15 protein-coding genes and 1 tRNA gene are annotated in these 13,516 nt (G+C 58.9%); 11 read left to right on the plus strand and 5 right to left on the minus strand.

Annotated elements, in window-relative coordinates:
- The first annotated feature begins 103 nt into the window (after nt 1–103).
- A complete protein-coding gene (nrdR, locus tag PAF17_RS13600) occupies nt 104–565 on the plus strand; it encodes a transcriptional regulator NrdR (protein WP_271889649.1) in 462 nt (153 codons plus the stop codon).
- Nucleotides 562–1,581, plus strand: a complete 1,020-nt coding sequence (ribD, locus tag PAF17_RS13605; RefSeq protein ID WP_334223669.1) for a bifunctional diaminohydroxyphosphoribosylaminopyrimidine deaminase/5-amino-6-(5-phosphoribosylamino)uracil reductase RibD — start codon at nt 562–564, stop codon at nt 1,579–1,581. Before nrdR ends, ribD begins: the two co-directional genes overlap by 4 nt.
- Here the strand turns inward: ribD and PAF17_RS13610 are convergent.
- The 3 genes from PAF17_RS13610 to PAF17_RS13620 all read right to left on the minus strand — a co-directional run bounded on the left by PAF17_RS13610 (nt 1,578) and on the right by PAF17_RS13620 (nt 6,153).
- Entirely contained in the window at nt 1,578–3,593 is a 2,016-nt protein-coding gene (locus PAF17_RS13610; RefSeq protein ID WP_271889650.1) for a capsular polysaccharide biosynthesis protein, read from the minus strand. The two genes, ribD and PAF17_RS13610, sit on opposite strands and share 4 nt — an antisense overlap.
- A gap of 7 nt (nt 3,594–3,600) precedes the next feature.
- Nucleotides 3,601–4,689, minus strand: coding sequence for a polysaccharide biosynthesis/export family protein (locus PAF17_RS13615; RefSeq protein ID WP_271889686.1), 1,089 nt, complete (start codon nt 4,687–4,689; stop codon nt 3,601–3,603).
- A 138-nt stretch (nt 4,690–4,827) separates the two neighbouring features.
- On the minus strand, nt 4,828–6,153 hold the full coding sequence (locus PAF17_RS13620; protein WP_271889651.1) for a capsule biosynthesis protein: 1,326 nt from the start codon (nt 6,151–6,153) through the stop codon (nt 4,828–4,830).
- Nucleotides 6,154–6,321: 168 nt separating this feature from the next.
- On the opposite strand from PAF17_RS13620, the gene PAF17_RS13625 reads away from it, so the two are divergent.
- The 6 genes from PAF17_RS13625 (at nt 6,322) to PAF17_RS13650 (ending at nt 11,456) form a co-directional block, all read left to right on the plus strand.
- Nucleotides 6,322–6,942 carry a riboflavin synthase gene (locus PAF17_RS13625; protein WP_271889652.1) on the plus strand — a complete coding sequence of 207 codons (621 nt, stop codon included), beginning with the start codon at nt 6,322–6,324 and terminating at the stop codon, nt 6,940–6,942.
- Between the two features lie 46 nt (nt 6,943–6,988).
- The gene (ribB, locus tag PAF17_RS13630) at nt 6,989–8,107 is read left to right on the plus strand and encodes a 3,4-dihydroxy-2-butanone-4-phosphate synthase (RefSeq protein ID WP_271889653.1); all 1,119 of its coding nucleotides are present in this window, start codon (nt 6,989–6,991) and stop codon (nt 8,105–8,107) included.
- A 4-nt stretch (nt 8,108–8,111) separates the two neighbouring features.
- Nucleotides 8,112–8,660: a 6,7-dimethyl-8-ribityllumazine synthase gene (locus PAF17_RS13635; protein ID WP_271889654.1), complete on the plus strand. Its 549-nt coding sequence runs from the start codon at nt 8,112–8,114 to the stop codon at nt 8,658–8,660.
- A gap of 23 nt (nt 8,661–8,683) precedes the next feature.
- A complete protein-coding gene (gene nusB, locus PAF17_RS13640) occupies nt 8,684–9,154 on the plus strand; it encodes a transcription antitermination factor NusB (RefSeq protein ID WP_408636427.1) in 471 nt (156 codons plus the stop codon).
- A 560-nt stretch (nt 9,155–9,714) separates the two neighbouring features.
- On the plus strand, nt 9,715–10,617 hold the full coding sequence (locus PAF17_RS13645; RefSeq protein WP_271889656.1) for a DUF481 domain-containing protein: 903 nt from the start codon (nt 9,715–9,717) through the stop codon (nt 10,615–10,617).
- A 374-nt stretch (nt 10,618–10,991) separates the two neighbouring features.
- Nucleotides 10,992–11,456, plus strand: coding sequence for an MmcB family DNA repair protein (locus PAF17_RS13650; protein ID WP_271889657.1), 465 nt, complete (start codon nt 10,992–10,994; stop codon nt 11,454–11,456).
- Here the strand turns inward: PAF17_RS13650 and PAF17_RS13655 are convergent.
- On the minus strand, nt 11,437–11,655 hold the full coding sequence (locus tag PAF17_RS13655) for a DUF6324 family protein (protein ID WP_271889658.1): 219 nt from the start codon (nt 11,653–11,655) through the stop codon (nt 11,437–11,439). The two genes, PAF17_RS13650 and PAF17_RS13655, sit on opposite strands and share 20 nt — an antisense overlap.
- 103 nt (nt 11,656–11,758) lie before the next feature.
- Here PAF17_RS13655 and PAF17_RS13660 point away from each other — a divergent pair.
- From PAF17_RS13660 to PAF17_RS13670, 3 genes are all read left to right on the plus strand, one after another.
- Nucleotides 11,759–11,835 (plus strand) — tRNA-His (locus PAF17_RS13660).
- A gap of 184 nt (nt 11,836–12,019) precedes the next feature.
- Nucleotides 12,020–12,454 carry a DUF883 family protein gene (locus tag PAF17_RS13665; protein WP_271889659.1) on the plus strand — a complete coding sequence of 145 codons (435 nt, stop codon included), beginning with the start codon at nt 12,020–12,022 and terminating at the stop codon, nt 12,452–12,454.
- A gap of 11 nt (nt 12,455–12,465) precedes the next feature.
- Entirely contained in the window at nt 12,466–13,104 is a 639-nt protein-coding gene (locus PAF17_RS13670; protein ID WP_271889660.1) for a phage holin family protein, read from the plus strand.
- A gap of 13 nt (nt 13,105–13,117) precedes the next feature.
- Here the strand turns inward: PAF17_RS13670 and PAF17_RS13675 are convergent, their stop codons facing one another.
- Nucleotides 13,118–13,507 carry a hypothetical protein gene (locus PAF17_RS13675; protein ID WP_271889661.1) on the minus strand — a complete coding sequence of 130 codons (390 nt, stop codon included), beginning with the start codon at nt 13,505–13,507 and terminating at the stop codon, nt 13,118–13,120.
- Nucleotides 13,508–13,516 lie beyond the last annotated feature (9 nt).

The following is a 13,516-nucleotide window of genomic DNA, read 5'->3' on the forward strand; positions in this document are numbered from 1 at the left end:
ACAGAATGCAGATCGCTTATCTTGTGGGCTGTGGATAACCCTACCCAAGCCCTGCGCAGTTGCCTATAGTGGCTGCGGATCATGGGTCTTGGGGGACAACAGGATGCGCTGCCCGTTCTGCGGAAATGTTGATACACAAGTCAAGGACTCTCGTCCTGCCGAAGATAATGTCGCCATTCGCCGACGCAGGTTCTGTCCGGCCTGCAGCGGCCGGTTTACCACCTATGAACGGGTCCAGCTGCGCGATCTGATCGTGGTCAAGACAAACGGGCGGCGTGAGGATTTCGACCGCGACAAGATGGCGCGTTCGATCCGAATTGCCATGCAAAAACGCCCTGTCGAGCCAGAGCGGATCGAACAGATGATTTCGGGAATCGTGCGGCGACTTGAAAGCACAGGCGAGACCGATGTCGCGTCGAAAATGATCGGCGAGATTGTCATGGAAGCATTGTCGCGGATCGACAACGTGGCCTATGTTCGCTTTGCCAGTGTTTACAAGAATTTTCAGGATGCGGATGATTTCGACAAGTTCGTCTCTGAACTGAGGCCCGGAACGGTCGATTGACAAGCCATCAAGATGATCTGCGGCACATGAACCATGCCTTGCGCCTTGGGCGGCGCGGCTTGGGGAACGTGTGGCCAAACCCGGCGGTCGGTTGCGTATTGGTGCGCGACGGTATTGTTGTCGGACGCGGCTGGACACAGCCGGGGGGGCGACCTCATGCCGAACGTGTTGCGCTTGCGCAGGCTGGTGATCTGGCGCGGGGTGCAACGGCCTATGTAACCTTGGAACCCTGCGCACATCACGGGAAGACTTCGCCCTGCGCCGAGGCGCTGGTCAAGGCGGGTGTCCGACGCGTGGTCAGTGCGCTGACCGATCCGGATCCGCGGGTGGCCGGGCGCGGGCATGAAATCCTGAGGGTTGCGGGCATCGAGGTCACGCAAGGGGTCTGTGCGGCGGCGGCCCGCAGGGCGCAAGCGGGTTTCCTGTCGCGTCTGACGCGCAAGCGCCCATTCGTGACATTGAAACTGGCGACAAGCTTTGATGGGCGCATCGCGACGGCGTCTGGTGAAAGCAGGTGGATTACGGATGAGCCTGCCCGGCGGCATGTTCATGGGCTTCGGGCGCGCCACGATGCGATCATGGTTGGCGGCGGAACGGCGCGCGCCGATCACCCGTCTCTGAATGTTCGGGGTTTCGGGGTGCCGCGTCAGCCTGCGCGCGTCATTGTCAGCAATCGCGCCCTGCCGGACCTGCCCGCCGAAGGGGGCGATCATGGCCCGCTCTGGCAGGTATCCGGCGCATTTGATGACATCATGGCCGATCTTGCGCAAAGGGGCGTGACGCGTTTGTTCTGTGAAGGCGGGGGCGAAATTGCCGCCGGGCTGCTGCAGGGTGGCTGGGTGGATGAGCTTGTCGGCTATACCGCCGGTGTCGTGCTGGGGGCTGATGGCAGGCCGGGTATGGGCCATCTTGCCTATGACGCGCTCGGCAACGCCCCGAGGTTTGAGCTGGTCGAAACACGCAGGATCGGGCCGGATCTCTTTCACCGATGGGCGCGGCCGGATGCCGAATTCTAGCGCCGCCAGATCCAGCTGTGCCCGGCCAACGCACCCTGTAGTTTTGCCAGAATTCGCAGTCCGGCACCTTGCGACCGAGTGCTTTGATCCGTCAGGCGGTTTATGATGGTTTCAGGCGTGCAAGGAAGGCCGGAAACCGGGTCACGATAGCGCGGATAGGCGATCAGGCAAGCATGGACCAGTGTTTCCAGATCCGGCCTTGATCGCCGGCGCTCGGGAATTGGCCCAAGATCCCGTGTCAGCCCCCAACCTGCATAGAACGGCGCGCCAAGGACCGTGACGGGTATCTTGCGCATCAGTGCCTCGAAACCCAGCGTTGATGTCATCGTCCAGACCTGATCGACCTTGCCCAGAAGGTCCGCCGCCGAGCAATTCGACGCAACATGATCCACAATCCCGGTCAGTTGTTGAGGGGATACCCGGCCGGGACGTAGGCCGGCCTCGACATCGGGATGGGGCTTGTAGATCAGAAAGCCCTCTGGATTGTGCCGACGTGCCTGCATCAGCAAGTCGATATTGGTGGAAACCTTCTCCGTACCCAGCCTGATCGAGGCGTCATCCTCGACCTGTCCCGGAACCAGAATAACGGGATGGCGATCAGGGGATGGAAAGCGATAAGCCGTGCCGGTCAGGTTGTACTTTGTCAGTTGTGCAGAGATGATGGCATCGATCAGGGCCAGCGCCCGCTTTTTCCCGCCGGGGGGTGGGCCAGCCTCGATCAGCCGCTCGAGCTGACTTTCGCGGTTGGGATCATAATAGATTCCACGATCATCCGCGACCAGGGACAATGGCGGGGTCAGCTGCGCTCCAAGGCCGCGAGAACGTAGGAAACCATCCTCGATCCGCGCCGCCGCCGGGACTTCGGTGCTGCGATTGGCCCAGCAAAGAGTGACATTTTCAGAAGGTTTGCCAACAAATCTGACCGGTTTGGAATCTCCGAACTCTTTTGCAATGAAACGTCTTTTCCACAATCGGATTCCATAGGCGATGTGACCGTTGCGATCCTGCCGGAATGTCCGGGTTTCAGCTTCGATCTGGCCAAGCGCGCCTTCGAAATCCGTCAATCGATCAAGGCACGGATCGTACCAGGTCGGGGCAACAAGATGGCTGGCGCTGAACAGATTTTCGGGGGTGGACTGTCCGCGCCGATCTGCGAGCAGGGTTTGTTCATCATCGCTCAGGCCCCAGCCGGCGAAAAAGGGCAGGCCAAACAATCGCGGGCGGTGTCCCGCCAGGATTGCCTCGTAGCCAAGTTGAGAGCTGACAGCATAGATGGCGACAGCATTGTTCAACAGCACCCAAGGCGAAACAGGAGTGTCGCAGAATATTTCGCCGCTCCGCAGGTCCGTGGATTGCAAATGCCCTTGACGCAGGCCGGCCGTCGTTTCGGGATGCGTCTTGACAAGGATCGTCTTGCCCGGATGTTCGGCACGCGCGGCATCCAGCATCTTCAAGAAGGTCTGCCGCTGCGCGCCCATCAGCGATGCATCGCCGCGGGTCTGATCCACAAGCAGCACATAGCCCGGACTTGGGGGCGTCAGTCGCTGATCATGGTGATTGTATTTGGACAGGTCGCCGCATTTCATGCGATCGATGCCCATGCGGGCGCGCGTCAGCGTTGCGTGATCACTGCCGGCCTTGATGGTTTCTTCAATCAAGGAAGGCTGATTTGGATCGAAATGCACGCCGATCGGGTCGATCAGCAAACCAATTGGCCCCCGGCCTGCCACAGCCCCCTTTGCGCGCCCGGGCAGCACCGATCGCAGAAAGGCATCTTCGACCGTCACCAGGTCAGCACCACGGTATCGGGCCATGCGTCGTCCGCGCCACGCCGTGGGACTATTTCCCCATATCGCGATGGTCCGATCTTTGCCCGTCGGAATACCTACAGACAGCCGCCATCCCGACAGGTCGAGTATTCGGCGAATGCGCGGCTTGGTCCAGAACCCTGCATTGAATGCATATAGCCGCCGGGTTCCGGACCCGGCGGCTGTCTTGTCATGCATATCCATGCAGGGCTTATTCCCCGAGCGTCGTGACCGAGTCGACCGAGTCGAGGCTGCCGGTAAAGGCTTCGAGACGCTTGTTCCACTGGACGAACGGTGCTTCGGTGACATAGACCATATCGCCGTCACGGATCAGGAAATCGCGCGCGAGGAACAATCCGTTCGGACGGGTCAGATCCAGAACATAGGCCATTCGCTGGGTGCCGTTGACCGGTTTTCCAAGCACCTTGGATGCAACCGATTCAGGCTCATCACGCAGAATGAACACGCCCGTCGGGTCGGCCAGAAGGGTGTTCAACCCGCCCACCATGGCGATGGCTTCGACGGCGCTGATCATTTCATTCCCCAACGGGACGCGGGTTTGCCCGCCCAAGGCGCCCAAGGCGGTAAAGTTGCGCTGATCTTCTTCGACAAGGATGATGTCGCCCGGGCGAAGGGCGATGTCGTTCGCGCGGCTGCCATACAGGTCTGTCAGCCAGACCTTGCCTTGCGTTGTGCCGCGTTTGACGGTGACGACCGCAACTTCGGGTTCGATTGAAACGCCACCGGCGCCGGCCAGCATTGCCGACAGCGAGCGTGTCGGACGTTCGATCGGATAGACGCCCTGCGCCATAACCTTGCCCATGACCGACACGGTTGCGCCATTCCCGGCGACGCGGGTGACGGTGACCTGCGGGTCAGGTGTCTGGGCGCTGAGACGCTGTGTGATCAGTTGGCGCAGCTGTTCGGGGCTGTTGCCGGCGGCGCGGATTCGACCGGCGTAAGGCACAAAGATATAGCCGCCGCTATCCACCTGGATTTCCTGCAGTGAGGTCGAGCTTGTCCCCAGCGAGGTCAGCAAACCGTCATCGACGTTTTCCCAGATGGACAGGCCGAGCACGTCACCGGGACGAATTTCATCTGCACCGACCTGCCCGGCGTTGCGGAAGCTGGACGAAAAGCCGTAAGTGGGCGTGAAATTGGTGGCCCGGTTCACATGGTCGTTGACATAGATGATGTTCGCATTGCCGCCGCGCTCGACCGCGCCAGAATAGATTTCATCCTTACTGGGACCGGAACGCGGAAGATTACAGGCGGCCAGCAGGGTCATTGCCGCCATCATCGTCAGCCGCAGGAAACCGGCCCTGGAAGTAAATACTGTCACCTCGAAACTCCTGTTATTCTTCGGCCAGTTGCCTTGCCCGATTGTCGCCAGTTTATCTGGCATATGGTCCGAACGCCACCAATTCCGGCGCATTCTTCATTCTGTGTCGTCGATCTGATGCCGATGGGCGACAATGCCGCTTGCCAGAGTTTCATATGGGTCATCGGCCGCCAGAATCATGTCCGCGACAAGCCGCAAGGCATGTGCGCGCGAGCGTTTGGAGTAATACCCCCCCGGAAGCTGGCTGGTCTGAAGCAGATAGTTGCGCAGAACCCGATATGACTGGGGGTCGGGCGGGGTCGGTTTCTCGAAGAACTGGGCAAGCGACTGGTTGGAAACGATGCCCGGCTTGGCATAGATCGCGCGCCCCAAAGCCTTGACGGGCAGACCGCGCCACAAGGCCTGTTGCGCGGCGGTCGAATTGACGGTCACGATCGATCTTGCATGGGCCAGAAGTGCCGCAAGTTTGCCGGCGCGCAGATAATGGACCCGTCCTGCCACGCCGTTCTGAGCCGCAATTTTCCGGATCGCCCGGCGATTGCCCGCGCGCCCGTCTTCCAGGGGGTGGGCCTTGAAGACCAGATGGTGGTGACGGGGGGCTGATTTCGCAAAGCCCGCAATCACGGTTTCGATGAAATCTCGATTGCTGCCAAATGGAGAATGGCCGAGGAAATTCGAGTCATGTGCCAGTTGCATCGGCACCAGAACATAGGGCCATCCCGCAAGCCTGTAGCGGCGCCATTGCAGCGCCGCCTTGGCATTGTATAGCGGCGACAGGATGAAGCGGGTCAGGTTCAGCCGAAATTCCGAGATAACAGGAAGCGCCCGATGACCCGCATAGTTGCGATACTTGCCATTCGCGACCAGCAACAGGAAATGATACAAGGCGCCATAGAATTTATGCTGGCGCATATCGCCCCATCGTGCAGGCGGACGGCGCATCTCGTTGCTGGATTCCCGCAACGCATTTCGCATTTGTGACAACGGGATCTGCAGCAACATGGAATGGCCATTCGATCCGCCGCGTTCATAGGTAATCCAGTATGGCCGCAGATAGCCTTCCTCGAAAACATGAAAGTTCAATTCGTCTTCGTGACTGGCGCTGCGCGCCATGGCGTGGATCGGGCGGACATCGCCATAAAGGACGACATCGGTAACGCTCTTTTCGACAAGGATGCGGTCAAGAAAGGCCGGCCAGTCCTGCATGTCGCCGGTGAACGCAATGTAGTGGTTCTTGTCGGACCAGAAAAATGCATCGCCTGCGTTGAACCCACAGCGCCAGACCGTCGCACCCGAGGCACGCAGCATCGTGCCAAGCCGGTCGAAAAAAGGACCATGCGGTCCCTGCAACATCAGGAAAACCCGCCCCTCGGCCGTGTCGGGAGAGTCCATGTCCTGTATTTCGATCGGGTGCTGCAGCATCAAGATTGTCTGGTGTCGCGATTTATAACTTCTGACTGCCACGCAAGCCCCAAGAATTCCATAAGAATCGCAACGACACACGGATTGCAGACACCAACCGCTTGACCGCGAAGCTTGCGCGTTGGGCGGCGATGTCCTACTTGCCAAGGGAATGCAAGGGGCTAGGCGATGTTCACAGGAATTATCACAGATATCGGCAGGGTGCAGCAGGTCGAGATGCGTGGCGACATGCGGGCGCGGATATCCTGCGGCTATGACATGACGGGCGTTGATATCGGTGCGTCAATTGCATGCGACGGCGTCTGCCTTACCGTGGTTTCCAAGGGGCAGGATTGGTTCGACGTCGACATTTCCGCCGAAACCTTGTCCAAGACCAATATCGGAACGAATGGCTGGCCCGAAGGCAAGGCACTGAACCTCGAACGCGCCCTGCGTGTCGGGGATGAACTGGGCGGTCATATCGTCAGCGGTCACGTCGATGGGGTTGCCACAATCGTCGAAGCCTTTGATGATGGCGACAGCCTGCGCCTGGTCTTCGAGGCTCCGGCGGTTCTGGCCCGTTTCATCGCCCCCAAGGGATCGGTGGCGCTGAACGGCACGTCGTTGACCGTGAACGACGTTGACGGCTGCAGGTTCGGGATTAACCTGATCCCCCACACGCAACAGGTTACAACCTGGGGCAAGGTGGCGGTCGGGGATGCGATCAACCTCGAAATCGACACTTTGGCCCGCTATGTTGCGCGTCTGGCCGAAGCCGAACATGAATCGGTCCAGAAGTCGTCGGTCTGATCCGGGTCGAGATCCGCGAACGGGCGAACAGCAAAGGAGCCTAGCCATGCAATTTGAGAATGCCGGTCCGGTCGAGCGTGACTATGGCGATGCGATTTCACCGATCGAGGACATCATCGAAGATGCCCGGAACGGACGCATGTTCATCCTTGTGGATCACGAAGATCGCGAAAACGAAGGCGATCTTGTCATTCCTGCACAGATGGCGACACCGGACGCGATCAATTTCATGGCGACGCATGGCCGCGGCCTGATCTGCCTTTCCTTGCTGGGCGAGCGGATCGACGCGCTCGGCCTCAGCCTGATGAGCCCCAAGAATTCCAGCCGTCACGAAACCGCATTCACCATGTCGATCGAAGCGCGTGAAGGGGTCACCACGGGAATCAGCGCCCATGATCGCGCCCGAACAGTCAGTGTCGCCATCGATGCGACCAAGGGTGCCGCCGACATCGCCTCGCCGGGGCATGTGTTTCCGCTGCGCGCACGCAGCGGCGGTGTACTGGTGCGCGCCGGGCATACCGAGGCCGCGGTCGATATTTCGCGACTGGCCGGCTTGAACCCCTCTGGTGTGATCTGCGAGATCATGAACGAAGATGGCAGCATGGCACGCTTACCGGATCTGGTTGCCTTTGCGCAGAAACACGGGCTGAAAATCGGAACGATCAGTGATCTGATCCGGTATCGTCGCCGCCACGACAACCTGATCGCGGAACGCAACCAACAGGCCGTCACATCCCTGCATGGCGGTGATTGGATGATGCGCATCTTTGCCGATGAAACCCAAGGTGCCGAACATATCGTGCTGACCAAGGGCGATCTGACGCAGGGCGGTCCCGTTCTGGTTCGGATGCATGCACTGGACCCATTGCACGATGTGTTGGGAATTGGCCGGTTCGATGCTGGCACCTTGCCCGCCGCGATGGAGGAAATCGCGCGCGAGGGCAGGGGGGTCGTTGTCCTGATCCGGGATCTGACGAACGCGATCGCGCCGGTTGATGATGCCGGTCCGCAAACATTGCGGCAATATGGTCTGGGCGCACAGATTCTGTCTGCCCTGGGCCTGTCAGAGCTTGTCCTGCTGACGAATTCCGCACCTTTGAAGGTTGTGGGGCTTGACGCCTACGGGCTTTCGATCCATTCCACGCGGCCTATCCCAAAGGATTGAACCGATGGTCTCGAACGTTTCGCATCACCAGCTGGATTTGCCAGAATTTGACGCGCCAGTCCGCTTGCTGGCTGTCGTCGCCCCTTATTATCGCACGATTGCCGATGGCTTGTTGGCCGGCGTGCGCCAGGTTGCGGCCGAAACCGGTGCGACTCTGGAAGTTGTCGAGGTGCCCGGCGCGCTTGAAATTCCAGGCGCTGTCGCGCTGGCATCGCGTCACGGTCATTTCGACGGCTATGTCGCGCTTGGCTGCGTGATCCGTGGCGAAACGACACATTACGATACGGTCTGCAATGACAGCTCGCGCGGGTTGACCTTGTTGGGATTACAGGGCGTTTGCATCGGAAACGGGATCCTGACCGTCGAAAACATGGAACAGGCCGAAACCCGCGCCGACCCCGAAGGCCAGAACAAGGGCGCTGGCGCTGCGGCTGCGGCACTGCATCTGGTGGCCTTGGCGCGCAAATGGGCCACGGCACCGGATGACAAACCCCCGCAGGAACGCGACCTCATTCGCCTGGCCGGTCAACTTGAAGGGCAGAACAGGACATGAGTCAGGGAACCAATGAAATGGGCATGGCCCCGAAACCCGATCGTCGTGCCCTCAGTGCCGCTGCGCGGCTCTATGCGGTTCAGGCGTTGTTCCAGATGGAAGCATCGTCACAAGGCGCAGACCGCATCCAGCAAGAGTTCCTGACCTATCGGATTGGCGCCGAGCATGAAGATGGTCGATCGGCTGATGCCGATGAACGCCTGTTCGGGCGTATCGTCGATGACGCGGTGACCTGGCAGTCCCGCATCGACCAGGCAACGGATCGTGCATTGGTTGCCAAATGGCCGATTGACCGGATCGATCCGGTTCTGCGGGCCCTGTTCCGGGCTGCGGGCGCGGAGCTGGTCACCCCGAAGACGCCGCCGAAGGTGGTGATCGCAGAATATGTCCGCTTGTCCGAGGCATTCTTTCCCGATGGGCGTGAGCCGAAATTCGTGAATGCGGTGCTTGACCACATGGCGCGTGAAATGCGCGCAGACGCGTTCAAAGCGTAGTTTCAGCTTCTTCGCTCTTGAAATCCGACGAGGTTCGGGCCGCTGATGTGATGCAAATCTGCGCATCTCGGCGGCCCTTTTCTTTGCGATAGCTTCAAGCTGCGATGTCGCGACGGCAAGGTGACGATACGCACCGGACCGATGAAATTGTATCTGAACGGCTGCTTGGGTGGATGTTTTTTTACATCTTCGCGTGGCAAATAGGCAACAAATGCGCCGAGGTTTTGAGCGTTCTTGAGTGCCTAATTCTTGATCAGTAACCGGATTGTTTCAATCAGAGGTAAAATTTTGGTGCGGGCCGTCAGCCGTTGCGGGCGCTTGCGCAGCTGCCCGTCGCGGAATTTGAGGCTTGGATCATGGGTTCCATATTTTACGTTCACGGCTTTGTTTCAGCGGATTTTCGCTTCCGTTAGCGATGTGCACGAAATTTCACATTTTCGGGATCCCGGCTTGTGTCGCGCCGGCTCTGGGATCCGAAAAACTAAGGGGCTATCTAATCCTTGCAGAGATGCTCTGGCTCATACGGGGCAGACAATGAAACTCAGCGTTGAGGATTAATGATGAAGAAAATTGCTCTCCTGTCCGGCACCGCCGCCATTCTGGCCGCCCTGTCGGTTCCCGCATTTGCACAGACCGAAATTGCGACGGGCGCAAATGCAGCTGGTGTGTCCGATGTCGAGGATCGCATCTCGGATATCGAAGACGATGTTCAGGACAATTTCGACCGTTCGTCCGATTCTGACCGCTTTGGTCCCGCTGATCGCCGTCAAGGTTTGTCGGGCTCGATGTCGCTGGCCTATACCGGTCGCACCGGCAATATCGAGAATCAGGACTTTACCCTTGCGGGACGTGTTTCCTACAACACCGGTCCGATTGCCCAGACCCTCGGCATGTCGCTTGAGTATGGCGAAGACGACGACGGCAACACCGATACGGAAGAAACCAACGTCATCTATGACGCTCAGTATTACTTCAACGACCGCTTCTATGCCTTTGCCTTGGGCCGTTTCACGGTTGATGGTCTGGTAGACGGGTTTGACAACTCGGACGAATCCGTTCGCGACACCGACGAAGATCTGGATCTGCGTCTTGATGGCTACCTTGGCTTTGGTCCGGGTTACCGCGTGATCAACACCGATACGACAGCATGGCGTGTTCAGGGTGGTCTCGGGGTTCGTTACACCCAGACCGGCGAGCAGTACCGGACCGATGATTCCGATACCGATGTCGGCTATATCCTGTCATCGCGCTTCTATCACAAGGTCAATGACAACGTCTTCCTGACCAACGATACCGACTACCTGACCTCGGATGTCAATGACGTGATCACCAACGAATTCGGCGTCAATGTCCGCATGAGCGATCGCATCTCGACCCGCGTCAGCTATCTGACCGAATACCAGTCAGATCGCGCAATCCGCACCGACAACACCTTGGGTGTGGCTGTGGTCTACGGCTTCTGAGGCGCAATTCGCGTATGGGAACAGAAGGGGCGGGGTTGATCCCGCCCTTTTTCTTTGGCGCAAACAGGCCGCCTTGTGGCATTCACGAAGGCGGCCTGTTTAAAGGTGGCGGGAACCGCAGCGACCGCGGCGGCGCAAGATTTCCCGAAAGCCTGGAGTACCAGGTGGGCGCCAGGTAACGAGACCAGGGCCTCGACAGAGCCAGCCCCCTCGGAAAAGTTATAGGCCAGTGGAAAAATGGCCCCACGCGAGAAGAGCAGAAACCCGCCGGTGACGACAGATAGGTGGCGCCATGCATTCTGACAAGTGGTCAGGTGAAAAAATGGCGTATGTCACATCTTGCAGAATGTTCTTGAAATGTTCTAGAATTGACCATGCTGTGTCACTCTGATCACCCACCGATAAAGCCCGGGCATATGCTGGCGCGGGGCGTCCTGCGGATGCTGCGCAGTCTTGATCATTCGCCGATGACGGAATTTGTGCCCACCCGAGGCCTGCGTGTTGATGTGGTTTCAATCGGCCCCAAGGGGGAAATCTGGGTTGTGGAATGCAAAAGCAGCCGTGCCGATTTTGTCAGTGACAGGAAATGGCAGGGTTATCTTGAATGGTGCGACCGCTATTTCTGGGCGGTTGACGCGGGCTTTCCCAGCGAGGTGCTGCCAGAATGCTCTGGGCTGATCCTCGCCGATGCTTATGGTGCGGACATCATCAGGATGCCTGAAGAAAGGCGACTTGCACCGGGAAGACGCAACAAGCTGACCCGGCAAATCGCCCGGGCTTCGATCGCGCGCCTTCAGGTCTTGACCGATCCTGATTCGTTTAACGGCGCGGAGGTCTAGGTTTGCCACCCTTCTTGCCCATGCTCTTGACCGCCTCCACAGCTGCCATGAGTTCTTCGGCAATTTCGGTTGCTTCTTCGGGGTCGAAATCCAGGGGCAAATCGACACCTTCGGCCTCGACATAAATTCGAATCATACCCTGGTCGGTCGGTCCGACCTGCAAATTCGCCGAAATATTGCTTTCGCTGTTGATGCTCACATTGTGATCCTTGGTTGGAATGTCGCTTTCTGTAACTTGAGACGAGATTTACGGCAAGTCGGGCTTGCAACCCGTTCGCGGTCGCTTTAAAGAACGCATCCGTGCCGCCTTAGCTCAGTTGGTTAGAGCGCTAGATTGTGGATCTAGAGGTCCCCCGTTCAAGCCGGGGAGGCGGTACCACTCAGACAGAAAACACATGGCTTTCTAAACAGATGCTTGGCCATTGTGATTTTTCGGTGTCGCGCTAATGTTTCGGAATAATGTTGGTACGTTTGCCGAATTTTTTCGGTCAATGGAACGATCTGTCATCGGTTCGGGTTGTAATGCCTGAAACGAATCAAAGTCTTGAGGAAAGGAAATTCCCATGGCGCAGACGAAAGCCACGACGGAACAAGCCAAGCGTGACGTCAAGGATGCCGCAGCAGAAGCGCAGCGTGACCTGGATGACGGCGCCAAGAATATTGCCGATGAGATCAAGGCCACGGCCGAAAACCTGGCTGACAATTCCGGGATGGACCGGCTGAAGGAACGCGGCACCGAGTTTGCCAACAAGGCGCGGGAAACCGGACGGGAATATTCAGATCGTGCGCGTGAGAAAGGCAGCGAATATGCTGATCGGGCGCAACAAGAGGCCGAACGGCTGTATGCTGCCGGGCAACAACAGGCGGATCAGGCGGCGCATTACGCAGGGGCGCGCTACGATGACCTGGCCGAAGCGGTTCGCCGAAATCCGGTGCAGTCGCTTGGAATTGCAGCCGGGATCGGTTTTCTGGCCGGCTTGATTCTGGCTCGTCGATAAGGGCGCTGTTGATGTTTGACTATGCGCGACGCCTGCAATTGGCGCTGGGTGACACGGCGCGCCGCTCGGGGATGAAAGTTGCCGCGGGCGCGCTGGTCGTGATCGGCGCCGGGTTTTTGATCGCCTCCTTGTGGTCTTGGCTTGCAACGGGCTTGGGGCTGGGTCCGACAATTGCGTCGCTGATCGTTGGCGGGGCCTTTGTTTTTCTGGGCCTGATTGCCTTTCTGCTTGCGTCCAAGCCCCGACACAGAATGCCAACCAGCGATGATTTGCGCCGCGAAGTCGAGGCAAGGGTCAATATGGCGGCGGACGCGGCGGTAGATCGTGCCCGCGCCGAAGCCATGCGCTTTGCCGGAATGGCAGAGCACAAGGCGCGTTCGGTCATGGGGAATGTGGGCCTGCGTGCCAGTAGTGCCGAGCGCCGCGCACAGGATGTCGCACGCGATGCGGCTGAACGCAGCGGTTTGACGGAAGAGAACTTGCGCGCGGCTCAAGAACGAATGGACCAGGCAGCAGCAGCGACGTCGCGGGCGGCAAATTCAAATGCTGGCAGCATGGCCAAATTGGCCGGAGCCTTTGTCATCGGGCTTGCCTTGGCATCCAAACTGGGGTCACGGCGCGAGGATCCCGATCGCCATACCGAGCTGTGAGATCGGCTGCCCGTCAGGCTGCCGCGTTCTGCGCTAGCAAATGTCGCGCAAGCAGATGCAGATCCTCTTGAGTGAAAGGTGATGGCAGGCTGAACCAGCCGGGTCGGGCCGGTATGGTATCCGGGTCATCACCCATCCGCGTGACGATCGCCGGGGGTGTGACGCCCGCTGGCAACGCGAAATCCAGCGCGTCAATCTGTTCCACGCCGAGTTTGGTCACGAACACATGTCGCTTGGGTGACAACGGCGCAGAGGTTCGAATGTGATCGATGACATCCTTGACCTTCAGGAAGTGCAGCACCGTGCATCCCGGCATTGCAGCAGCCAGCCCGCCCTGCATATCGGCAGCGACGAAGTGATCTTTCTCCAGCACCAGAAATTCAAAGCTTGCAGCGACTGACATGCACCGATC

It is taken from the genome of Paracoccus onchidii, from assembly GCF_028294535.1.
In the GTDB taxonomy this organism is placed as follows: Bacteria; Pseudomonadota; Alphaproteobacteria; order Rhodobacterales; family Rhodobacteraceae; genus Paracoccus; species Paracoccus onchidii.